We start from the raw sequence: 23,253 nt of genomic DNA on the forward strand, positions 1-23,253 counted from the left end.
GAATAGGAACTCAGTGAATCTCGGGGAGACCCTTCAATACTGCGGCCCGGCGCACGGCCGCGACCAGGCCCGAAGGATCGATGGATTCCATTCGACGGGCGAAGGCCGCCCCTGCGCGCTTGCCGATTGCCTTGCGCAGTTCCGGATCGTCGTGCAGGCGGGCCATCCAGTCGACGGCCTCGGGGATGGAAGGTTCCGCCCAGACGGCGTCGGGCCCGGTGAACTCCGGCAGGTAGGCGGCCTGGGTGGTCGAATGCACCGGAACCAGTGTGTGCCCGACCAGGCAGGAGTTGTCGTCGTCCATGAAGTCCAGATTTCCCGACCAGCCCGTGGCGATGACTGGCTTGCCTAAAGCCATAGCCTCGAGCAGGGACAGTCCCAGACCTTCGGCCCGGTGCAATGAGACCATGACGTCTGCAGTTTCATACAGAGACATCACCTCCGAGTAGCTCAGTACCCGATCGAGAATCAAGATGTCAGGCCTCGCTGCAGCGCGGCTTTCCAGTTCGCGGACATGCACGTCAAAACTCGGGCAGCTGTGTGAGTTGTTCACCTTGACGACGAGTCGGGCATTGTCACCCGGTGCGAAGGTCCGTTCGAAGGCCTCGATCGCGGCGAAAGGATTCTTGCGATTGATGTCACTGGCCATTTCAAAGCTCGTGACGAAAACCGTCGCTTCTTCCGGAAGCCCCCAGCCGGCACGGTCGGGCGGCCCGACGGCATCCACGAAGAGTGGCTGAGGGAAATAGCGTACAGCGACGTTGGAGAGAGAAGCGAGAAACGAACCTTCGATGAAGCGACTCGCTGCGAGCACCACGTCCATCGATTCGAGCATCGCCTGCCAGCCCGGGGGAATGCGGGTGAGTTCCCAGAAGGGCAGACACACATTTACGCGATCCTGGCAGCGGATCGCTTGCGGCGGATTTGGAAGGACCAGGGAGAGATCACTCGGGTTCAGGATGAAGAGGTTCACCGGCCAAGGGGTCTGTTCCTCGAGTGAGCGGGCCGAAAACGGTACGTGGTCGGCGCGACCCCCACCGACCTTGATGTCGACCGGACAGACGCGATGTCCCGATTCTCTCAGCAGGCGCACAATCTGGCGCGCACTTACGCCGAGTCCGAGGTTTCCACTCAGAAATCCGAAGACATTGAATCCCAGTTCCGATGGTCCTGCGGAACTCTTGCCCACGATCCTGCAGCGCGAGCGTTCGATACCCAAACCGAATCTGCGAAGCACTTGCACGATCTCGGAATCACCGGTACTCGACCAGCGATTGTCCGGCAACGCTCCACCGTTCTGAGCTTCGAGCTGAGACCACAACTCGCGCACCGAAGCCACTCCGGGTTCGCATTCGATCACGAAGCGGATGCAGTCGGCTGCTTCGGCCAATTGACCTTCACCCAGTAGAGTGTTGGCCAGTTCGAGCACCTCCGATGCCTCTGCGTTTCCAAGCTTGCTGTGCAACCAGCCGACATCGCGATCCTCCGAGCGCCGGAAGGTATGCCGTCCGATGCACGTGTAGCTCCCGTCGGCGTGGATCGCACAGCTTTCTGAATTGTGCGTGATTCGAAAGCCAGCCTCTCTGCAGCGTCGTGAGAAGTCGATGTCTTCTTCCTCGTAGAAGGCTCGCTGCTCGTCCCAATGCACAGCATCGGCCACACGTCGCTGCATGACCCACGCGCCGCCACCCGTCATATAGGAGTGCTCGTCGGACTCCCATGGAGCAAGCATGCAATGGCCGCGCGGTCCTCCAAAGGTCGCGTGATCCCAGTAACGCGAGCCATCGGGAACGCGCAGCTGAGAGGTCAGGATGTCAAAGTCCGGGCCGTGCGAACAAAGACCCTCGTACCAGCCCGGCTCCAGGAGTATGTCGTCGTCCATGATGACCAGTACCGGATGCTTTGCCTCGGAAACCGCACGATTGCGCATCTCTCCCAGGCGTCCTGCCGCGGCGGCCTCGCCGGCTTCGATCTTCCGCGCTCCTTCGGGAACTGTTCCAGCGCCGGACACCAGGATCTCGGCGTTCGGAATGTTCTGAGCTCGAATGCTCTCCACGACTGCGTCCAGCATCTCCGGCCGCTGTCCGGCACTGATGATGCAGAAGCTGATGGCATCGAGTGAGCCGATCTCCGTAGTCGCCGATGCAGTCCATGAGAATTCGCGTCGCTGCTCCTCCTGAAGAGCGCGGAAATTCTGTGGATCGGGTCCGATCACCGGGAGTGTCGCCGGGTCTCCAATACCCAGCATTTCACACAACTCTCGGGTGCGCGCCTCGTGTCCCGAACGGGCGCAGGCCACGGCGAGACACGCCGCGATTTCTCCGGAGTCCGGCCGTCGCTTGAAGGCCGCTTCGAGGAAGGCCGCGGCCAGTTCTGGATTGCAGAACGGGGAACGCAGCAGGCGTGTACCGAAATCGTGGCAGGCGTCGGCTTCATCATCGGGGCTGATTCCGGAGCTCAGAACCGGGTAGAGCTGCGCGAGCGTCAACTCGTTTCCTGCACGCTGCAGCGCCTGTTGAAATACCGTCTGGCTGGCCTTGAACACGCGTTCCGGCATCTGCCCGGTCATGCTATTGGGGTGTTCTCGGTAGTAGTACAGGATCTCCGGTACGTATACGGCGGGCGCCCTTTCGACTAGACGCAGCCACATGTCCCAGTCTTCGGCACCTTCGAGTTCTGGGGCGTAGCTACCGACTTGTTCCTGGATTTCGCGCCGGTACATGAAAGAGGCCGTCCCCGGATTCATGCACAGGAAACCTCGATAGCTCAGGTCCTGATCGCGTGTGAAGCGGGTGATCTGCGCCTGTTCGTCAATCCATGCGAAGGCCGAGCTTGCGAAGCCTGCTTCGGGAAAGGCGTCGAGTGCGCCGACCAGAGCTTCGAGGAACATCGGAGCGCAGTAGTTGTCCGACGAGATCCAGGTCAACAGCTCGCCCCTGGCTTCGTCAAAGCCCGCATTCAAGGCGCGCGGCAGTCGCTTGTTCTCCTGGTAGAGAACTCGCAATCGGGGATGCTGGACGGAATCAAGCAACGCAGCGGTGCCGTCGGTCGAACCATCGTCGACGACGATCACCTCGTAGTCCTGGTAGGTCTGGTTCAGGATACTCTCGAGGGAAAGCGGAAGCATGGACGCCCGATTGAAGGTCGGTAGCACGACGCTGACGCGCGGTTTCGAAGTGTCAGTCAGAGACACGGATTCCGCTCCAGCACACGAAGAGGCCATCGGCCTCCCGGTGGTCTTCGTAGGCGATGAGTTCGGATCTTCCCTGAATTCCCAGTGCAGCCAGTCGACACATCAGATCTTCCGGGTAGAACCACTGTTCCCAGGATTCGATCTGCAACTGCCCCTGCTTCTGGCGATTCTTATCGATGATCACCAGGCAGCCTCCCGGTCGGAGAACGCGAACCATCTCGCGCAGTGCCTCGTCCGGTCGCACGGAGTGCTCCAGAGCTTCGACGCAGAGCACGGCGTCGAAGCTCTCATCCTCAAAAGGCAGGTCGAGCATTCCGTGCTGTACGGTCTCGATGCCTTCTGGCACGTGACGCAACATCTCGGCCGATACGTCGAGAGCGGTGATCTGCGCGGCGGGGAAGTGTCGGGCCAGCAACGTTGCGTAGCGTCCCTTGCCACATCCGGCGTCGAGAATTCGCGCCGGAGAAACAGCTTGCAGTCGATTGACGACCGCCCGTGCGCGTCCGTCGTTCTCGCTGATTGTCGCCGCGTAGTCAGACACGGTCGCGTCGAAGTGGGCCGCAATTGCCGCCTGCTCGGTTTCAATTGCGTACTTGCAGGCCCAGGAGATCTCTTCACTCGGAAAGTAGCTCGCACCTGGACCGTAGGATCCAAAGAAGCCACCGCTGGGATTCTGGAGGTTTCTCAGAAAGTCGAGTGCCGCGCTAGCGCGCTCTTGCTCGCCCAACTGCAACCAGACCCAGGCAAGTTGAGCCAGGCCGGTGGAACATACCCAGGGAACACCCGCGTATCCGGGAACAGCGCCATTCGTTTGCTGGAAGTGCGCCACGGCCTGCATCCCCTCGGCGGCCACTTCTTCGCAACCCAGTTCGATCAGGGCCTGCTGTACGTAGGCATAGAAGTGGGTCAGGCACTCCGGTCTTTCGAAGTTCGTCAGCGGGATGGAACGCAGATAGAAATCGCGCGAGCGTTCGGCAAACTGCGTGTAACTCTTTTCGTCGAGGTGTTCTCCCGCGCGTCGCAAAGGATCGAGTGTGTACAGGTGGATGGCTTCGCTCACTTCTCCTCGAGTTCCGAGCGACCACGCACCGCCCGCCTCGGGTACCGGAAGCCGGCCGTTGAAGGAGTCCGCAGCTTCGAGCATCCAATTGCAGGCCCGGCGCAATGGCATCTCGAGTTCGGGCGCGGAGTCCACCAGCTCTATCCAGCCGCGAATCACCTGGCCGGTGTCGAAGGCGAAGCCAGACGCACTTCCGGCCCCTGCGAACGACCCGTCGGATCTCTGTTCACCGACCAGCCAGCGTCCGTACTGAAGAGCCAGTCCGCGTTCACCTAGCGACAGCAGAGTAGGTATGAAGTAGCCGGTCACCTCGGGGTAGCAGAGTCGCTGGTGTGAGGTGATCACGATTCCCTCACCCGGAAGCGTGTTGTTGCGAATCCATTTCGCAGCCTCGGAGGTTAAACTCATGCGGGCCTCGCCGCTGCGAGCAACGCTTCACAGATTCTTTCGGAAGCGTGGCCGTCACCATATGCGTCGCTCGGGTGAGCCATCTTGGCGTGCGCATCCGGATCGTCCAGAAGGTGTTTCGCCTCTGCGACGATGCGTTTGGGATCGCTACCTACCAGGATGGCATTTCCGCCTTCCAGGCCTTCGTTGCGTTCGGTCGTTTCGCGCATGACCAGCGCAGGTTTGCCCAGGCTGGCCGCCTCTTCCTGGATTCCGCCCGAGTCCGTCAGGACCATATGCGAGCGATCGAGCACCTGGGCGAAGCAGCCGTAGTCGAGGGGTTCGACAAGCGTGATGCCATCGATGCCGCCGAGTCGCGAGTGTACGAGTTCCGAAACCTGCGGATTGGGGTGGACCGGTAGAAGAATCGTCGTTGTTTGGCCTCGTTCGTGCGCGAGTGTGCGCAGGGCGTCACAGATCCGCTCGAGTGGCGCGCCAAAGCTCTCGCGTCGGTGTACCGTCACAAGGGTGATCTTGCGATCCGACAGGGGGTCGAGGATGCGCGCGGCCGAGTCGTGGGGCAGATCGATCGCCATGCGCAACGCGTCGAGACCGGTGTTCCCGGTGACGACGACGCGATCCCTGGGTATGCCCTCGGCCAGCAGGTTCTGCGCGGAAGACTCCGTGGGTGCCAGGCAAAGACGCGCGAACACGTCGACGATGCGTCGGTTCAGTTCTTCGGGGAAGGGCGCATCCAGGTCGCCGGTGCGCAGGCCGGCCTCTACGTGCGCGACGGGCACGTGAGCGTGAAAAGCACACAGGGCCGCCGCAAAGGTCGTAGTGGTGTCTCCCTGGACCACGACCCAATCCGGGCGCACTTCGTTCACCACACCCGACACCGCTTCGACGGTGCGCGCGAAGAGCCCGTTCAGGTCCTGATTCTCTCGCATCAGATCCAGATCGAAATCGGCCTTCAGACCGAAGACCGCCAGTGCCTGGTCGAGCATCTGGCGATGCTGCGAGGTGACGCAGATGCGCACATCGAAGTCCTGTGCTCGGGCGCGAAGAGCAGAGATCAGTGGCGCCATCTTGATCGCTTCTGGGCGCGTCCCGAATACGACCAGTACCCGGCGCCGGCCCGTTGCGTTCGCTGCCTTCATCACCTACACGAATCGGCAACATCGGCTTGCACTTGAACGTAGAAGCAGGCAAAAGCAGTTCCTGCGACCGACCGAGCAATCGCGGCGACACAAGCGCTATATTCCCGCAGACGCCCGCCGTTCGCGACGCCTGACGACTGGGTACTGAGACATGGATGGGTACGGAGACAAGACTTGCTCCTGATCGGGATGACCGGAATGCTGGCCGGCGCTCTACACGTTGTGTTTGGCGCTGACCACCTTGCGTCACTGGCCCCGTTTTCGATCGAGGCGCGCCGGGGGGCGTGGGCCATCGGCTTGCGCTGGGGTGTGGGACATGCGCTCGGCCTGCTCGCGGTTGGCCTCGGGTTCTACGCATTGGCGGATCTGCTCGACCTCGAGGTCATGCATCAGGGCGGCGATTACGTGGTGGGACTGGTCCTGGTCGGGGTCGGTCTGTGGAGCCTGAACCATCTGCGAACCGGCGGGGCGGCGCTGGCCAGTCCGCGCGAAACTCCCGCGCACGTACACACCGGTGCGGCCCTGCTAGTGGGTGGATTGCACGGGATCGCCGGGACAGCGAGCGTATTCGGGGTATTGCCCGCGCTCGGCATGGACTCCTGGGTCGATGCCGTCTTCTACCTGGGAGGATTCGCCACCGGCACGATTGGCGCAATGACCGGGATGGCCGCACTCCTGGGGGTGGTGACGCTGGGCGTATCGAGCCGAACGGAGCGCGCCTACACGCTGATCCTGGGAGGTGCCGGTTTGATCGCGCTCTTCATGGGCGTCGTGTGGATGCTCCTGGCCTGGCAGGGTGTCGAACTCCACGGCGGCGCTTCCTGAGCCGAGTGTTTCAGCGCTGGATGTCGCGCCTACACCTATAGATAGGGCACCACCTTCTCGGCGAATAACTCCAGGCTCTTCCAGCCCACGGCGGGCGGCGCGCCTCCGCCGAGCGGGAAGTGGCTGAACCACGCGCTCTGCCCGTGTTCTTCGACCCAGGCCAGGCATTGCTCCGGTGTCCATACGCGGAATTTGCCCTCGGCGCGCAACTCTTCGATGTTCGTAGCGTGGGAGTGCTGATAGGAACGCTGCCCCGGAACCTGCCAGCTGGCGTAGGAAAGTGCCTCGCGTAGCCAGTGCGGACCGATCTGCTTCCAGCCCTCGTCGGGATCCTCCGCCACGTACAGACTGAACGGTTCGCGCGGGTCTACGACGACCGGTGACTCGACTCCGAGCCTCTTACACTCATCTATGTATACCTGATTGAGTTCGGCGTCCGAAATAGGCGGTCCGAAGGGCAATCCGAAACGCGCTGCACGGCGCGCACCGGCCGGTGTTGACCCACCGACGATGATCCTCGGGTGCGGCTGAGTGAAGGGCTTTGGTGTGACTTGGATCGTCTCACCGTTGTACTCGAAAGGCTCGCCGCTCCAGGCCTTGAGGAGTGTCTCGATTACCTGGTCGAGCAACTTTCCGCGGCGACGGAATTCCTTGTTCGTGGCCGTGTACTCGATCGGCCGGTAGCCCATCCCCAGGACGAACGAGGCGCGTCCGGCGGAGATCAGGTCGAGGACGGATACGTCTTCTGCCAGTCGGATCGGATCGTAGAGGGGCGCCAGGAGTGCCGAGACCATCAACGCGATCCGGCGAGTCCGGCCGGCGATTGCGGCGGCCATCACCAGCGGCGAAGGCATGAAACCGCCTTCCGTGCAGTGGTGTTCCGACAGCACGACCATGCCGAAGCCCTTCTCCTCGGCGAACTCGGCCATCTCGAGAGCGGCCTCGTAGATCTCGCGATGCCCGGGTTCTCCGCCCGGGGGCGCAGACAGCACGAAACGCAGCATTGAAAAGGCCATGGGACTCCCATTCTGGATCTGAAGTTCGATCCGACGTGACAACCCGAGGTTGCCCAATTCCGGCTAGACCGAACAACTCCCATGGTATAGGCTTCGCGAACTTTATGTCATAAAGTTGATTTCGGAGGGTTCCATGGTCGACATCGAAAAGCTCGTCAGCCCCGACGGGAGTCTGGTCAGCCGCCGGCTCTGGTTCGACGAGGAGGTCTATCGCCTCGAACAGGAGCGCGTGTTCGGCCGCTGCTGGTTGTTCCTCGGGCACGAGAGCCAGATCCGCGATCCGGGCGAGTACTTCACCACCACGATCGGTGAGGCCCCCGTCATCATCGTGCGCGGGAAGGATGGGAAGATCCACGGTCATCTCAACTCCTGCACTCACCGAGGACTGCGCGTATGTCGATCCGATTCCGGCAAGGCTGCGAATTTCGTCTGTCCGTACCACGGCTGGATCTTCGCGAACGATGGACGGCTGGTCGGGATGCCCGAACAACGCGAGGCGTATTCGGATCTCGACATGTCGAAGTGGGGTTTGATTCCGGTCGCTCGGGTCGAGAGCTACAAGGGTTTGATCTTCGGAAACCTGGACGCCAACGCGATCTCGCTGCGCGACTATCTAGGTGACCTGGCCTTCTATCTGGACGCGCAGGTCGACCGTCGAGAAGGCGGAACCGAACTGGTGGGCGGGGTACATCGCTGGCGTGTGAAGGCGAACTGGAAGATGCCGGCCGAGAACATGGTTGGCGATGTCTACCACGCCGCCTGGAGTCACCAGTCGATCGTGCGCCTGCAGAGCATGAGCCCCTTGAATAGCGATCCCGACGGCGTCATCAGCGGCTATGGGGACATCCAACAGCACGGGGTGAACTTCGCTTGCGCAAACGGACACGGGGGAACGACTCGCTTCTACCCGGTCGATGCACATCCGGAACAGCGGATGCCGGGGGAGGCACCCGAGATTCGGCCGCCGGAGGTCAATGAGTATTTCCGTCGCGTACAGCCGGAAGCGGATGAACGTCTCGGACCGGTCAAGAGCCGCATCAAGGGTGCGACGCTCACGGTGTTTCCGACACTGTCGATCCTGGGAAGCGTCTTCACGATTCGTGTGGCGCATCCCCGCGGACCGCAGGAAAGCGAGATCTGGTCCTGGGTTCTCGTGGATCGCGATGCGCCGCAGGAGGTGAAGGACTACATCCGCGGCTACTACACCTTCACGTTCGGTCCCGGAGGGACCTTCGAGTCCGACGATGGAGAGAACTGGGAGCAGGTCACCGAAGGTGCGCGCATCGCCGCGGCGGCCGATCATCCCTTTCACTTCGGGATGTCGCAGGGCAAGGAGTACGCGCACGCGGAGCTTCCCGGTCAGTGCGGTCCGATTCTCTCCGAGCATACGCAACGGGCCATGTACCGCCAGTGGCACGATCTTATGGTGAAGCCATGAGTGCTCAAGTGACTCACCACGAGATCGAACAGTTTCTGTTCGAGGAGGCCTATCTGCTCGATGAACGGCGCTTCGACGACTGGCTTGCGTTGCTTAGCGACGACGTGCGCTACTGGATGCCAACGCGGCGTGTGGTTGCAAAGTCGCGCCCGGACACACAGACCACGGTTCGGGAAGAACTGGCCGGTGAAGCGGAACTGGGCTGGTTCGAGGATACGAAGCTCAGTCTTCTGGCGCGTGTTCTGCGCTTGAAAGGGGGGATCACATGGTCGGAGGATCCGCCCTCGCGCACGCGGCGCATCGTGTCCAATGTGCATGTACGAGCGGCAGACCAGCCGGATGAATACCACGTACGCAGCTATTTCCTCTTGCACCGGACGCGGCATCTGCGCGAGCGCGAGTCATTCATCGGCAGTCGCAACGATCTATTGCGCAATACCAAGGACGGCATCCGCATCGCCGCACGGGAAATCATTCTGGATGAAGCTGTACTCGACTCACCGAACCTGAGCGTGTTCTTCTGAGCATGGCGGCCTCGGTCGGCAGATCCCGAGCGCACGAGCGGCGCAAGACCCGCCCCCGCCCCCGCCCCCGCCCCCGCGGCTCGCTTTCGCGCGAGGAGATCGTGAAGGCGGGTCTGCGCATCGCGCGAAGAAACGAGTTGCGGGGGCTCACGATGCAACGCATCGGCGACGAACTGGGCGTGACCGGCATGGCGCTGTACAGCCACTTCAGCAACAAGCAGGAACTGATCGATGGAATCCTCGATCAGTTTACCCGCGAAACCGCGGTCACGAGTCACGGTACCGGCAAGCGTCACTGGCGGCTCTGGCTGTGTCGAACCGCGGATGCGATGTATCGCGCGCTTGCCGAAACTCCCAGTGTTCTGCCCTTCGTCGCGACGCATACTGGATGGCGTTTCGGTCCGGCGGCCAGTGCCGTGCTCGACGAGAGTCTGCACGTGCTTCGCGACGCCGGCTTCTCGCGGCGCGAGTCCTTCGAGGTCTATATGACCGCGCTCGCACTCACGATCGGCTGGGCGACACTCGACTCCACCGACGACAACGCTCCCGACTACGCGTCGGCGAGTCTGTTCAATTCTCGGCTGCGTCAGTACCTGGATTCGATCGAGCCCAAATCCTGACCCCGAGTTTTCCGGCCGGACTTCTACAGGATGTCGTCCCCGCCGGAGTGATGCTGGCGCTTGGGCAGATCGGCGAATTCGCCGCTGCGCTTTTGAGCGTTCGCCGCCATCGCCTCGCCCATCTCGTCGGGCATCAGCATGCTCGCGTTCCAGATTCCGATGTAGTCCAGGCCGTCGGCGGTCGAATGGTCTCGGGCGTAGTTGATCATGCGCTTGCAGCCATAGATGGCTAACGGGGCTTTGCTCGCAATTTCCTGGGCGATCTTCATGACCTCTTCGAGCATGGTCTGCGAGTCTGGGAAGACTCGATTCACGAGTCCGACGGCCTGAGCTTCGCTCGCAGGCATGCGCCGACCGGTGTACGCCATTTCGCGCACGATGCCTTCGGGGATCAGCTTGACCAGACGTGGGAAAGTGCCGACGTCCGCGGTCATGCCGATGTTGATCTCGAAAATCGTCAGGAATGCGTCTTCTGTCGCGTAGCGCATATCGCATGCGGTCGCGAGATCCACACCGCCGCCGATGGCGCCACCCTGGATTGCGACTAACACGGGAATCCGGCAATTCTCCAGGCAGGAAAAACTGTCCTGCATGCGCTGTACGGTCTGGTAGAAGCGAGCCGGGCGCTGGCGTCGCGCGCGCGTCTGCTCTTCGGGACTCGACTTCTCCGAACTCCCTCCACCGGAAAAGGCCGAAACGTCCAGACCCGAGGAGAAGTGCGGTCCGGTCGACGAGATCACGATCGCGCGAGCACGCGCGTTGTCATCGATGTCGCGGATGATCGCCGGAAGCTCATCCCAGAACTCGGGGATCATGCTGTTGCGTTTTTCCGGTCGGCTCAAAATGATGTGCGCGACTCCATCCTCGATCGAAACGTCGAAACAGCGGTATCCCATGGTCTTTCCTCCTGTGGCCGCGGCCGGCGCGGCGGGACAGATATTATGAAGGCTCGCGCCTCGCGCCGCACAACGGGTCGAAGTCACGGTGCGGGCTTTGAAATTCTGGCCTGGAGCTTCGAGCGATCCGACCCATCAGCCCGTTTCGAGCAGCGCCAGAGATGCCGTCATCACGACTTCCTGGGCGCGTTCCTTGCCGAGTCCCTGGTCCTCGCGCAGCTTGTCCCAGGTTTCGAACGAGGTCAGTAGTTCGAGCGCCTGCTGATGCGCTGCGGGCAGGTCGGAAATCTCGGGAATCGCCGAGCGGAGCTGTTTCCGGAGCAACGTGAGCATCTTCTCGTGATGCTCCTGCAGGAGAGCAGAACGCCAGCGCGAAGCCTGTTCCGACCGCTTGAAAGGAGCGATCTTCTCGAACAAGACGCCGCGCCGCTTGACCAGTTCTCGCAGGCGCTCATCGCGACCGCCCGTAGTTTTCCATCCGAACGCCTCTGGCTTAACCAGCTCCGTTACCCGCGCATGGGTTTCCGAGTACAGGCTTTCCATGTCTTCGAAATGACGAAAAATGGTACGCAGTCCCACGTCGGCGCGCGTGGCGACCTGCTCGCCGGTGGGTTGTAACTCGCCCTCTCGAATCAGGTCCAGCAAAGCGTCTATGATCTTGGCCCGGCTCCGGGCGCTGCGCTGCAGACGGCCGTCCGCGCTCTCTTCTTCTTCTCCGACCGGGGGGCGAGTTTGCCGTTCCTTCTTCATCTCGACGGAAGTCTGACATGAAGGCATGATGTGTGCCATATCTCTTGGACCCCGGATTTCCGGGGAGGAGTCGCCGGATGAAGCGCTGGTCAGGGATTCTGGGCATCGGATTCGTGTTGATCGTCCTGGCTGGCTTTGCCTTCCTGCCGGGCCTCGTGGAGAACGCTGCGAACAAGCGGACTCCCCACGCGGCCTGGTCGATTTCCGATCCCGCCCGCAAGCTTCACGAAGGGTTGGCGGTCGCGGATCTGCACACCGATACGCTCGGTTGGAAGCGCGATCTCTTGAAACGGGCAACGCGAGGACATTCCGATATCCCACGCATACTCGAGGGCAATGTCGCGCTTCAGGTATTCGGAGTATTCACGAAGTCGCCGCGCGGCCAGAACTACGAAGAGAACTCCGCCGACAGTGACAACGTTACCGCGCTGGTCATCGCCCAACGTTGGCCGATCCGGACCTACACGAGTCTGCTCGAACGGGCGCTGTATCAGGCCGAGAAACTGCGCGATGTCGAGCGTCGCGCTCCTGAGTCCCTGCGTGTCGTGCGCACCGCCGCCGATCTGGATGCAGTCCTGAAGTCGCGAGCCGACGGCCGGCCGATTCTCGCCGGCCTGCTCGCCAGCGAAGGCGGGCACCCGCTCGAAGGCGACCTGAACAACCTCCAGAAGCTGTACGACGCTGGCTTTCGCATGTTGGGCTTGCACCACTTCTTCGACAATGCGCTCGGAGGTTCGCTGCACGGCAAGAGCGACTCCGGTCTGACCGAGTTCGGCCGTAGCGTGGTTCGCGAACTGGAGGCCAGGAAGATCATCATCGATGTGGCGCACTCTTCGCCAGCTTCGGTCGACGACGTCCTCGAGATGGCGACCCGACCGATCGTCGTCTCACATACCGGGATGCGGGGCGCCTGTGATTCTCCACGAAACCTCGACGATGCCCGGCTGAAGCGCATCGCCGATCGGGGCGGCTTGATCGGGATCGGTTTCTGGGAAGGTGCGGTCTGCGATCATTCCCCAAAGGGCGTGGTCCGTTCGATTCGCCACGCGGTCAACGTTCTGGGCGTCGATCATGTGGCGTTGGGATCGGACTACGACGGGGCGACGACCGTGCTCTTCGACATCTCGGAGATCGCGGTGCTGACTCATGAGATGCTCGAGAGCGGTTTCTCGAGCGCCGAGATTCGCAAGATCATGGGCGGAAATACTCTGCGCTTTCTAGGCGAGAATCTGCCGCAGTAGCGGGCACTGTCCTCGGAGGCAGTCTTCTGAGGCAACCTGATGGTACGATACGGGTCCACCAGGAGGATCCGACATGCCCTCTCTGCACAAGCTTTCCGATCAGCTCTGGAGTGGTGAGCTCTCGACTCGTCAGCCAGAGCACCATCCCATGGCCACCTACAATACGACCGAAGAAGTCGCCGACGGCGTCGCCTTCTACAAGGACTTCGTCAACGTGACGGGCGTCCGCACCGACGTGGGACTGCTGTTGATCGACACCGGCAGTTTTCACCCGGTCCAGAATCAGCGCAGTCACTCGGGCATCCGCGCGCACATCTCGGAACCCCTGCACACGGCGGTCTATACGCACGGCCACGTCGATCACGCGTACGGACTTCCGCCGTTTCTCGCCGAAGATCCGGACCGGGTACGTCCGCAGATCATCGGCCACGAGAACGTTGCCCCGCGCATGGATCGCTACGAAGAGACCGCTGGTTACAACACCGTGATCAATACGCGTCAGTTCGGTGTTCCGATCCAGTGGCCGTGCGACGGAATGCGTCCGAACGTGAGTTTCCGCGAGAGCCTGGACCTGAGCCTGGGCAACACGGAAGTGCGATTGTTTCACACGCGTGGCGAGACCGACGATCACACCTGGGCCTGGCTGCCGCAGCAGCGCGTGCTCTGCACGGGAGATCTCTTCATCTGGGCGGCGCCCAACGCGGGCAATCCGCAGAAGGTGCAGCGCTACGCAAAGGACTGGGCACTGGGTCTGCGCAAGATGGCGGCCTTCGAACCCGAAATACTGCTGCCCGGACACGGCCTGCCGATCTTCGGCGCAACTCGCGTCCGCGAAGCCCTGACGAACACCGCCGCCTATCTCGAATCGCTGTACGGACAGACGCTCGAACTGCTCAACCAGGGGGCGCGCATCTACGACATCATCGAAACGGTGAAGCCACCGGCGGAGCTAGCGGAGCTTCCTTACCTGCTTCCGGTGTACGACGAGCCGGAGTTCATCGTGCGCAATATCTGCCGTCACCTGGGAGGCTGGTATTCCGGTGTTCCCAGTGATCTTCTTCCGGCACCGCGTGCAGCTCAGGCGCGCGAGATCGCCGAGCTCGCAGGCGGGCTCGACAAACTGCTCGCGCGCGCTCAGGCCTGTCTGAAGTCGGGCGATCTACCCCTGGCGTCTCACCTGATCGACTGGGCCGCCGATGCGGATCCGGAAAGCACCGAGGTGCACCGCCTGCGCGCGGAGATCTACACCCAACAGAGTCTCGGTGCCGATTCGACGATGGCCCGCGGCGTCTACACGGGAGCGGCGCGCGAGAGCCAGAAGCTGAGCGGCGAGGCTTGATGTGACGAAACTCTCCCAGCTCAGTCGATCGATCGCGGGTAAAGTCGCGCTGGTCACGGGGGCCGCGAGCGGCATGGGTCGGGCGACCTGCCATCTCTTCGCCGACGAAGGGGCGCGGGTCGTGGTCACCGACGTGAACACAGACGGTGCAGACGCGGTCGCTGCGGAAATCACCGGGGCCGGGGGAGAAGCGCTGAGTTATGGGCTTGATGTCTCCAACCTCGACAATGTGCGCGAAGTCGTGACCGCCGCCGTCGATCGCTTTGGCGGAATGGACATCCTGATCAACAACGCCGGAATCAGCCGGTTTTCTCCAATCCTGGGAGATGACTACGACAAGGCCTGGGCCGAAACGCTCGCGGTCAATCTGACCGGCGAAATGCAGATGATCCGCGCTTGTCTGCCCCACCTGCAACGCGGGGGAGCGGGACGCATCGTGAACATCGCGTCGACCGAAGGTCTGGGCGCGACCGCGTTGGGCAGTCCGTACACGGCTTCCAAACACGGGGTGGTCGGACTGACTCGAAGCCTGGCCGTGGAACTCGGAGACCAGGGCGTGACCGTGAACTGCATCTGCCCGGGACCGATCAATACGGGCATGACCCAGGTGATTCCCGACGACGCCAAGCGAAAGTTCGCCCGGCGTCGCGTGCCCCTACGCCGTTATGGCGATCCCGAAGAAGTGGCGCACGCGACCCTGAGCCTGGTGTTGCCGGCGTCCTCGTTCATCAACGGAGCGATTCTTCCGGTCGACGGTGGGTTGGTGGTGCAGAACACCTAGGGAATCTCTGCACAGGGAGGATTCGAGCGAGAAGCGGGAGTCGCCGCCTGAGCAAGAAGCGTGATCCGATCGCAGATCCGTAGATCTGCAGAGGTTCGCGCGACGCAGCGCAGGCGGATGCATCGCGCTTCGCAGCCGCAGCCTCCCTGTGCAGAGGTTCCCTAGAGGGCAGCCCGGGGTCAACCACTGGCTCAATCGTACGCGAAAACTGGGCTACCTCACGACCTTGAAGCCGGCAGCCGTTGCGTCCCAGGTCTGCGGGGTCACACCTCGTTCGCGTAGCTTGTACTTCTGGATTCGGCCACTTGGCGTGTACGGCAGTTTGTCGACGAACTCGATGTAGCGCGGAACGAAGAAGTAGGGCGCGTTCTCGTTGACGAAGCGCGCGAGTTCTTCTGCCGTCAGGCTGGCACCTTCGCGCAGCACGACTGCGATCTTGAGTTCGGCTTCGGCTTCGAGTTCGGCCGAGGTTACGCCGTGGGCTGCGACTTCGGCGACGGCCTCATGTGCGCCCACCATGGCCTCGACGGCAAATGAGGAGATATTGCGTCCCTTGAAGCGGATGAAGTCCGCCTTGCGGTCCACGAAGAAGTAGTCGTCGTCTTCGTCCTGTCGCGCGAGATCTCCGCTGTGGTACCAGAGGTTGCGGAAGGCCGCGAGCGTGGCTTCGGGATTGTTGTAGTAGCCGTTGAAGATCGAGAAGGGTTCCACGGGTCGGATGCACACTTCCCCGACTTCTCCGGTCGCGACTTCGCGGTCTTCGTCGTCGAGTAGTTTGACCTCGATCCCGGGGAGCGGCGCACCCAGGCAGTTCGGCTTCCACTTGCGGTCGGGCGTCCGTGACATCAAACCCATGACTTCGCTCTGCCCGTAACCCTGAGAGATGCTCTCGATGCCGAAGCGCTTCTTGAAAGGCTCTTCGAGATCCCCGGGCATGGGGATCATCGAGGCGACCCGCACCGGGTTGTCGGCATCGTCGGGTCGTTCGGGAGCCTGCCACAGGAAGATGTGCATGGCTCCCAGGGTGAACACCGTCGTGGCGCCGTAGAAACGGGTTCGTTCCCAGAAGTCGGATGCAGAGAAACCCGGGTCGGTGGCGCAGGGAAGTCCGGTTACCAGAGCGCGATAGATGTTCGCGACCCAGGCGCCCGAGTTGTACAGCGGTAGCACGTTGTAGATCACGTCTCCGGCGCGAGCGTCTGCGGTGAGGGCACCGCTGATGGCCGCGTTGATCCACACGTTGTGACTCTGCATCACACCCTTGGAGCGGCCCGTGGTGCCCGATGTCCAGAGGACCGCGGCGGTGTCGCCGTAGTACAGCTCCGAGTCGTCGGGCTCGCTGTCGCCACATGTGAGGAGTTCTCCGAAATCCGACGTGGCACACGTGAGTTTGGCCTCGGGTTCGCCCAGTACGACCACGTGCTCGAAGGGCAGGTCTTCTCCCAGCGCGGCCAGGCGGGAGAGCAGCGCTCCGTCGGCGACCAGTACGCGGGAGCGACTGTCCTGCAGGCTCTCCAGTAGCCAGGTCCCCTTGTAGTCGGTGCTCGTCGGGATCCAGACGGCGCCCAGCTTGTTCAGGCCAAGCGTCGCGAACACGTACTCGGGGCAGGAATTGAGCAGGAACGCGACCGAGTCTCCGCGAGACACTCCCAGCTTTGCAAAGCCCGCAGCGCAGGAGTTGGCCAGAGTGTTTGCGCGCCCATAACTGTAGTGCTCGGTGTCGGCAATCAGGAAATCCAGATCGGGAATCGCCTCGGCCTGGCGGCGCAGGCATCTTCCCAGGAGTCGCTCCGACGAGTTTTCGAATTCCAACCAGTTCATGACGCATCCTCCATCGAAACACGGCGTCCCGCGGTCCAGCCGCCGTCGACGACCAGGGATGAACCCGTGACGAACGAGGCTTCGTCCGAAGCCAGGAACAGGGCTGCAGCGGCGACTTCTTCGGGCCGGCCACCCCTGCGCATGGCGTGAAAATCGCGCATCTGATTTCCGATTTTCTGAAGCTGCGGGACGTCTCGCAGGACCGCGGTCAGGGGAGTCTCGATCAGGCCCGGACACAGGCAGTTCACGCGAATGCCCTGGGTCCCGTAGTCGATCGCCATGGTCTTGGTCATCAGGACGACGCCACCTTTCGAAGCGTTATAAGGCAGGGAGCCACTCAGACCTTCGATGCCTTCGACACTGGCCAGGTGCACGATGCTGCCGGATTTCTGTTCGAGCATTTGTGGGATTACGTGCTTGGATACCAGGAAAGAACCCTTGAGATTGATGTCGACGACGCGGTCCCATTCCGATGTTTCGAGTGCGTGACACGGCGCGCCACCCCCCACGCCGGCTGCGTTGACCAGGATGTCGATGCGTCCGCAGTGCTCGATCGCATCCTTGCAGGCACGGGCTACGGCGGGTTCGTCGCGCACGTCGATACCCTCGCGGAACAGCACCTTCGGTGCCGCGGATTCGACCTGTTTCCAGGCGGCCCCGTCGATCGGTTTCTGCAGATCGAGCCCGACGATCGATGCGCCTTCGGCCGCGAAGCGCTGCGCACAGGCCAGGCCGATTCCCGAGGCCGCGCCCGAGATCAGAGCAGTCTTTCCTTCCAAGCGTCCCATACAGAGTTCTCCTCTCAGGAAAAAGGTGGGTGACAGGTAGCGATCCCGATCGTGTGATCCGGCCAGAACCCGGTGCCTTCGGCACTCCCGGGATACGGAGATCCGGCTTCCTTCCATTTCCACATGCATGTGATTCTACTAACTTCGCGGCGTGGGGGAGAAATCGACCAATGAGGGGGTCGGTCGGCGGCGAGGGTTCGCCCAGCGACCGACGGTGCTGATCTATCCGGCTTCGCTGCCCGAAGACGCCCTGATTGCGGAGGCGATCGAGCGCTGGGAGATCTCCGGAAGCGCTCGTTTCGAAACCGTGGCGTCTCTGGGCGCCCTGGCGGAGCGGGTGGAGGGGCCGAGCTGCGGCGCGGTTCTGTTCCAGCTGAGCACCCGCGGGCCCGCCGGACTCGACGTGTTACGCGGTTTGCGCTCGCGCGGTCGCGACCTGCCTTTCTTCTTGCTGGTTCGATCCGGAGATCGAAAGAGTGCCAAGCGGGGGCGCGAACTTGGGCACAGTGTGGTTGCCGAGCACAAGCACGTGACCGCTGAGGCTTTTGACGAACATCTGGGTGCGCTACTGGGAACGCCCCTCGAAATGCCTCCGGATGTCCGAGCCGATTTCCAGAGCGGCGAACAGAGCGACGCGAAACCCGAACCTGTCCCGGCTGCGGGCCAGCCAAGCAGCGCGCGACTCGCACCGGCCATGTTGTGGAAGACGGATGCGCGCGGCCGTTTCACGCATTTCACCCGCCGCTTTTCTCTTTTCACCGGGAGAACCGAACAGGAAGACTTCGGCTCTGGCTGGTTCGAGATCATTCACGACGATGATCTTCCGAATTGGCTCGAGACCTACGCCAGGGCGCTGGACGAGCAGGCCGCTTTCCAGGTGGACGTGCGCATGCGCACCGCCGCGCGAGCAGACGTCTGGGTACGCCATGGCGGGACGCCGTGCGCAAATGCCCAGGGCGAATTTGAAGGCTTCGTGGGCTCGTCGTTTGAAGTCGACGACCTGGTGCGCTCCCGAGAAGAAGCCCGCGCGGAAATCGAGCGACTGCGCTCGCTCAACGGCGAACTCGATGAGCTGACCCACGCGACCGCACACGATCTACAGGAACCGCTGCGCAATCTCGAGTACGTGCTCAAGCAGCTCGATGAAGTGAATCTGGATGCGATGCGCCAGCAGGCCCTCGCCGTGGCGGAGCACGGGCAGGATCTGGTGCGCGATCTACTGGATTACTCCAGTGCTGGTCGCAGCGCCTTGACGCTGGAGCGGGGCGATGCACTCGCGTCCGTCGAGTGGGCGCTGTCGAATCTGCGCAGCGTACTCGAAGAGGCCGAAGCCCAGGTCGACGTGGACCTTCTGCCGATCGTGGACGCCGATCGCATCCAGCTCGGTCGCGTGTTCCAGAACCTGATCGCGAATGCGGTTCGCTTCCGCGCTCAGGAGCCGCTGAAAGTCGAGGTCGGTGGTGAAATCAGGGAAGACGAGCCGGTCTTCTGGGTGCGCGACAACGGGATAGGAATTGCGCCGGAACACCACGAGAACATCTTTGGGATGTTCCGTCGCCTGCACGGCAGCGAGCGTCCGGGGACCGGCGCCGGACTCGCGATCTGTCGCCGGATCGTGGAGCGCCACGGCGGTCGGATCTGGGTCGAATCGGAGCCCGATCGGGGGGCCGTGTTCTGGTTTACGCTGCGGACTCCTTGCCCGGGCTCTTATCCATGTGACCAGTAATGAGCGAATCTTCGGGCATTGGCTCGGAAGTCGAGACCTGACTCGCGGCCGCCTGTCCCATTAGCTTGGCGGTCTCGTCGCTCCCACCGCCACTACCCGGGAGCTCGGTCCGGTTCAGCTGTTCGCTCTTGGCGTTCTGCGCACCCCCGGTGGCGGATGCGTTTGCGCTCGCGTTCAGCAGATCGGCGCTATCGGTTCCGAGTTCCAGGTCCTGGACCTCGCGAGTCTCATTGGCTTCGCCCGATATAGCGGCCTTCGCGGCATCCGATTCAGACGATCCGGGTAGGACCATCTGCTGAGGCTCGAGTGTGGTGGAACTCTTCTGGGCTTCGATCTCCGGGTTCGCGTCGCTCAAGGCCTGCACGGCTTCGGTGAACTCCGCCTCACCGTCACCGATGATCCTGAGGGCCAATTCTTCCTGGTCTGAATTGGAGCCACTGCCCGGCAGCGGTAGCGCTTCGGTCTCCGGACTTCCCTTCACTCCAGGACTCTCAGCGGCGGCTTGCCGTTCATTGCTATTTTGCAGCAACTCGCTCACACGCGGCAGCGAGCGCTGGTGAAGTCCATCGCGCAGTGCGGAATCAGAGCTGGTCAGACCTTCGCCTCCCATCTGGACGGGCGAGGGACCAAAGCGAACGGCCAGGGTCTTTCCCGGTTCTACAAACTCACGCGCATTCATCTCGGCGGTGCGCGCCGCCTGTCGGGCTTCCCGCTGGGCTTCAGTTCGATCCTCGAGTCGCGCTCGAGCCTTTTCTCCGGACTCGGCCCGCGCCTGTTCTAGGATTCGTGCCTCGCGACGGGCATCGGCTTCCTCCATCGCTGCCGAAGAAATCTGAACATCTTCTTTTCTAGCGTGCCCCGAATCCACTGCTTTCGCATCTGCGCCGCCCTGTGCGTCGGACTTCTGCGTGTTGCTGGGTCGGATTGCTCGACTCTGTACGCCACTGATTTCCATCTAATCTTCTCCAGGAACTCTCTGGAGAACTCTTCGACGCGACAGCAGCGACTCTTTAGGGAAATGACGGAAACCTGAGGAAATGCGGGAATCTAGTGTGCAGGATAGGTCATTCACTTCGTTATGCGGCCATCCTGCTTACGACTTGCCTCGAAAAGAGGTTGTCGGGGGACGCTTCAGGTCGAATCCTGGCCGGATTGGGCTGGACAGAGGCCTTCCGCGAATTTGAAAAACGTCGGTTCGAGGAGCACTCGGAAGCGAAGTCGTTCGTCCCCATCGCGGGATTCCAGATGGAGCAAGCCCTCCCGGTACAGTCGATCAAGCAGAACGTTCACCGCTCAGGTGAGCGATGATATAGCTCGAACCCGGGTGGCGCAGTTTCCGCATCTGTTCGATGACCGCATCTCGATCGTAGTCCACACGTTGATGCTTCACAGCATAATCATTTCGGGTGCAATCGAGAACCACATAGCTCGCTCGCAGGTCGGGAGCGGACGGGTTGCTCACGCTTCCCAGATTCACCAGGTGGAACGGATCGATTCTCACGTCAAGCGGCACGTGGTGGTGACCGCCGAACACCAGATCCGCCTCGCAGCCGTCAACGATCGCGAGAAGTTCGTCGTCGGAGCTGCCCGCGAGAACACCGCGCCCATCGTCGCTTCCCGGTGACGCGTGGATGCCTAGCGCGCGAGTTCCGTCCGGAAGTTCTTTCCGGATTTCCAGCGGGAGTTGCTCGAGCCACGCGATCCAATCCGTTGCGCTCAGGCGACCCTGGGTCCACGCGAAGCTCCCCGCGCATTCCACGAGGGCTGGAAGTTTCGCCGCGTCTCGCGAGGCCTCTTCAATCGAAGGTGGAGGCCGATCTTCTCCTGAGAACACGTAGCGGTCGGTGTTTCCGCGGATGATTCGCGTGGTGGGCAGATCGGCGAGTCTCTCCAGAACACGTTCTGGGGCCGGACCCAACGCGACGAGATCTCCGAGAACCCAGTACTCGTCGACACCTCCAGAGTGCTCGATGTGATTCAGCACCGCCTCGAGTGCCACATCGTTGCCGTGAATATCGGAGAAGAGTGCGATACGCATCGTCTACCTCGTGTCACCTGATGGATCGATCTTCGAAACTCAACTGCGATAGCCGCGCTTTTCGTATTCGAAGTCGCGCAATTCGCGGTTGGCCGGGTCCTGCAGATAGAAGTTGTTGTGGTAGGAGCGGATCTCCAGGATCTTGTCGGCTCCGTCGAAGAGGTACCACTCGGCGCCTCGCAGGAGCTCAGGCGTTCCGGTCTGCTTCGGAGTCCATTGCATCGTCCATTCGATGACCGCTTCCGGTTCTTGCACGATGCAGTGGTCCAGCGTCCAGTGCGCCTGAGTCCGGGGGCCAATCTTGCTCCAGTAGCTGGCTAGAGCTTGCGCACCCGCAACCTGGCCGTGATCCACGAAGTAGTGGACTACATCGTCGGCGAAGGTAGACATCATGAGTTCGACATCGGCCGTGTTACAGCCCTGGTAGTAGGTCTTGATGATGTCCATGTACCGGTGACCCGTCTGTCTGATTTTCATCTCTACATCTCCCGGCGTGTACTCTCGATGCCAAGCATCGCGCTACCGCATCTCCGACGCATTGTCGTTCAACTGGGCTTGGTTGCCGACGCCAGCATGCAGCGGCCCCTGTGGATGTGGGGCGAGCCGTCCAGATACGTCTGTTCGAACTCGATTCCAAGCCGTTCCATGGGCTCCCAGACTCTGCGGTACAGGTCTGCCCGAGCGATCATAGTAGATCCCAGGTAGCTTCGAACACGCTCTCCCACTCGGGAATGACGCACAGGGCCAGGGAGTACATCAGTCTGTCGGGCTCGCTCCAGCATTCCTTGCGACGGATCAACACCGATCACCCGTCCTTCTGGTCCCACTCCCGCAACCATGTTTTGAAGATCCTGTCCGGACGCAAGCCGGTAGGAGCACCGTCGATCCTGCAGAGAGTCGCAGTGCCTCGGTTGCTTGAAGCCGATAGGGGCGATAGAGCGATTCCAGCGACGCGTCGTAGAACCGGGAAAAAATGTCGTACCAGCGCATGGGAATCCTCGAGTTGAACTGCAGCTCCAAAGCGGCCTGATCCATCCGGGTCCAAGCCCCGGAGCCGGCTACGTCTCAGAATCCGTCGGTCCCGACAGAGATGCGACCAGGCGGATGAACGACATCACGAGGACGAAGAGCGGGGAAGCAAGGCAGGCTACGTAGACCGTGGCGCTGTTGCCGAGCACTCCGAGCGTGCTTGCGATCAGGGGCGGATAGGCGAGCCAGACAAAACTCCATCCGACGTAGTAGACCGCGTCACGCTGATATCTCCCGGAGGCGGCGAGACGGACCAGGCGTCGAGCAGCCGTGAGATTGATTACAAGCCAGGATGCGGCGAAGACTCCGCTGGCGATCCGCCAGGGGAAAGGGAGCCCGGCTTCGACGAGAAACAACGGGAACAGGCAGAGTCCGGCAATCAGCACTCCCAGTTCTCCGAGGTTCCGAACCCGATGCCAGTTGATCGCCGAAGAATCCGAGGAACGGTCCACACCGAAGACTCCGACGACCCCACTGAATCCAGCGACAGCGATCGAGATTTCCGAAAGAGTCAGGAGAAAATTCTCGTATGCCACTTTACCCGCCGACCAACGCTCTGACGAAGGACGGCGGGGATCCGTCGCCTGGATCGTCGAACTGAAAAGGGATGTTAGCAGAGAG

21 protein-coding genes are annotated in these 23,253 nt (G+C 61.9%); 8 read left to right on the plus strand and 13 right to left on the minus strand.

Annotated features, from left to right (window positions below):
• Positions 1 to 10 precede the first annotated feature (10 nt).
• Genes GY725_08755 through wecB form a run of 3 tightly spaced genes read right to left on the minus strand, consistent with a single transcriptional unit; the run spans position 11 to position 5,800 of the window.
• The gene (locus tag GY725_08755; GenBank protein ID MCP4004271.1) at positions 11 to 3,193 is read right to left on the minus strand and encodes a glycosyltransferase; all 3,183 of its coding nucleotides are present in this window, start codon (positions 3,191 to 3,193) and stop codon (positions 11 to 13) included.
• On the minus strand, positions 3,180 to 4,661 hold the full coding sequence (locus GY725_08760; GenBank protein MCP4004272.1) for a methyltransferase domain-containing protein: 1,482 nt from the start codon (positions 4,659 to 4,661) through the stop codon (positions 3,180 to 3,182). The genes GY725_08755 and GY725_08760 overlap by 14 nt, the downstream gene beginning before the upstream one ends.
• Entirely contained in the window at positions 4,658 to 5,800 is a 1,143-nt protein-coding gene (gene wecB, locus GY725_08765) for a UDP-N-acetylglucosamine 2-epimerase (non-hydrolyzing) (GenBank protein MCP4004273.1), read from the minus strand. Before wecB ends, GY725_08760 begins: the two co-directional genes overlap by 4 nt.
• Before the next feature lie 174 nt (positions 5,801 to 5,974).
• Between wecB and GY725_08770 the strand changes: the two genes are divergently transcribed.
• Positions 5,975 to 6,625 carry a hypothetical protein gene (locus tag GY725_08770; protein ID MCP4004274.1) on the plus strand — a complete coding sequence of 217 codons (651 nt, stop codon included), beginning with the start codon at positions 5,975 to 5,977 and terminating at the stop codon, positions 6,623 to 6,625.
• A gap of 35 nt (positions 6,626 to 6,660) precedes the next feature.
• Here GY725_08770 and GY725_08775 read toward each other — a convergent pair whose 3' ends face one another.
• Entirely contained in the window at positions 6,661 to 7,641 is a 981-nt protein-coding gene (locus tag GY725_08775) for an LLM class flavin-dependent oxidoreductase (GenBank protein ID MCP4004275.1), read from the minus strand.
• A 133-nt stretch (positions 7,642 to 7,774) separates the two neighbouring features.
• Here GY725_08775 and GY725_08780 point away from each other — a divergent pair, with 133 nt between their 5' ends.
• The 3 genes from GY725_08780 to GY725_08790 all read left to right on the plus strand — a co-directional run bounded on the left by GY725_08780 (position 7,775) and on the right by GY725_08790 (position 10,223).
• Positions 7,775 to 9,079, plus strand: a complete 1,305-nt coding sequence (locus GY725_08780; protein MCP4004276.1) for an aromatic ring-hydroxylating dioxygenase subunit alpha — start codon at positions 7,775 to 7,777, stop codon at positions 9,077 to 9,079.
• Positions 9,076 to 9,603, plus strand: coding sequence for a 3-phenylpropionate/cinnamic acid dioxygenase subunit beta (locus tag GY725_08785; GenBank protein MCP4004277.1), 528 nt, complete (start codon positions 9,076 to 9,078; stop codon positions 9,601 to 9,603). Before GY725_08780 ends, GY725_08785 begins: the two co-directional genes overlap by 4 nt.
• 101 nt (positions 9,604 to 9,704) lie before the next feature.
• A complete protein-coding gene (locus tag GY725_08790; GenBank protein ID MCP4004278.1) occupies positions 9,705 to 10,223 on the plus strand; it encodes a TetR/AcrR family transcriptional regulator in 519 nt (172 codons plus the stop codon).
• Between the two features lie 23 nt (positions 10,224 to 10,246).
• On the opposite strand, the gene GY725_08795 is transcribed toward GY725_08790, so the two are convergent.
• A complete protein-coding gene (locus GY725_08795; protein MCP4004279.1) occupies positions 10,247 to 11,119 on the minus strand; it encodes a crotonase/enoyl-CoA hydratase family protein in 873 nt (290 codons plus the stop codon).
• A gap of 135 nt (positions 11,120 to 11,254) precedes the next feature.
• Positions 11,255 to 11,869 carry a TetR/AcrR family transcriptional regulator gene (locus GY725_08800; GenBank protein MCP4004280.1) on the minus strand — a complete coding sequence of 205 codons (615 nt, stop codon included), beginning with the start codon at positions 11,867 to 11,869 and terminating at the stop codon, positions 11,255 to 11,257.
• A 77-nt stretch (positions 11,870 to 11,946) separates the two neighbouring features.
• Between GY725_08800 and GY725_08805 the strand changes: the two genes are divergently transcribed.
• From GY725_08805 to GY725_08815, 3 genes are all read left to right on the plus strand, one after another.
• Positions 11,947 to 13,110 carry an amidohydrolase family protein gene (locus GY725_08805; protein MCP4004281.1) on the plus strand — a complete coding sequence of 388 codons (1,164 nt, stop codon included), beginning with the start codon at positions 11,947 to 11,949 and terminating at the stop codon, positions 13,108 to 13,110.
• Positions 13,111 to 13,183: 73 nt separating this feature from the next.
• Complete coding sequence (locus GY725_08810; GenBank protein ID MCP4004282.1) at positions 13,184 to 14,449, plus strand: MBL fold metallo-hydrolase; 1,266 nt, start codon at positions 13,184 to 13,186, stop codon at positions 14,447 to 14,449.
• 1 nt (position 14,450) lies between these two features.
• On the plus strand, positions 14,451 to 15,230 hold the full coding sequence (locus GY725_08815) for an SDR family oxidoreductase (GenBank protein MCP4004283.1): 780 nt from the start codon (positions 14,451 to 14,453) through the stop codon (positions 15,228 to 15,230).
• A gap of 213 nt (positions 15,231 to 15,443) precedes the next feature.
• Here GY725_08815 and GY725_08820 read toward each other — a convergent pair whose 3' ends face one another.
• Both GY725_08820 and GY725_08825 read right to left on the minus strand, forming a co-directional pair.
• Positions 15,444 to 17,051 (minus strand): AMP-binding protein, encoded by a 1,608-nt coding sequence (locus GY725_08820; GenBank protein MCP4004284.1) that lies wholly within the window; start codon positions 17,049 to 17,051, stop codon positions 15,444 to 15,446.
• Entirely contained in the window at positions 17,048 to 17,839 is a 792-nt protein-coding gene (locus GY725_08825) for an SDR family oxidoreductase (GenBank protein ID MCP4004285.1), read from the minus strand. Before GY725_08825 ends, GY725_08820 begins: the two co-directional genes overlap by 4 nt.
• A 214-nt stretch (positions 17,840 to 18,053) precedes the next feature.
• Here GY725_08825 and GY725_08830 point away from each other — a divergent pair, with 214 nt between their 5' ends.
• Complete coding sequence (locus GY725_08830; GenBank protein MCP4004286.1) at positions 18,054 to 19,565, plus strand: PAS domain-containing protein; 1,512 nt, start codon at positions 18,054 to 18,056, stop codon at positions 19,563 to 19,565.
• On the opposite strand, the gene GY725_08835 is transcribed toward GY725_08830, so the two are convergent.
• From GY725_08835 to GY725_08855, 5 genes are all read right to left on the minus strand, one after another.
• Entirely contained in the window at positions 19,519 to 20,520 is a 1,002-nt protein-coding gene (locus GY725_08835) for a hypothetical protein (protein ID MCP4004287.1), read from the minus strand. The two genes, GY725_08830 and GY725_08835, sit on opposite strands and share 47 nt — an antisense overlap.
• Positions 20,521 to 20,838: 318 nt before the next feature.
• Positions 20,839 to 21,603 (minus strand): metallophosphoesterase family protein, encoded by a 765-nt coding sequence (locus tag GY725_08840; GenBank protein MCP4004288.1) that lies wholly within the window; start codon positions 21,601 to 21,603, stop codon positions 20,839 to 20,841.
• A gap of 39 nt (positions 21,604 to 21,642) precedes the next feature.
• Positions 21,643 to 22,080 (minus strand): nuclear transport factor 2 family protein, encoded by a 438-nt coding sequence (locus tag GY725_08845; GenBank protein MCP4004289.1) that lies wholly within the window; start codon positions 22,078 to 22,080, stop codon positions 21,643 to 21,645.
• A gap of 68 nt (positions 22,081 to 22,148) precedes the next feature.
• Positions 22,149 to 22,292, minus strand: coding sequence for a hypothetical protein (locus GY725_08850; protein MCP4004290.1), 144 nt, complete (start codon positions 22,290 to 22,292; stop codon positions 22,149 to 22,151).
• Between the two features lie 369 nt (positions 22,293 to 22,661).
• Positions 22,662 to 23,168, minus strand: a complete 507-nt coding sequence (locus GY725_08855) for a hypothetical protein (GenBank protein MCP4004291.1) — start codon at positions 23,166 to 23,168, stop codon at positions 22,662 to 22,664.
• Between the last annotated feature and the right edge of the window lie 85 nt (positions 23,169 to 23,253).

The organism is bacterium (assembly GCA_024226335.1).
GTDB lineage: Bacteria > Myxococcota_A > UBA9160 > SZUA-336 > SZUA-336 > JAAELY01.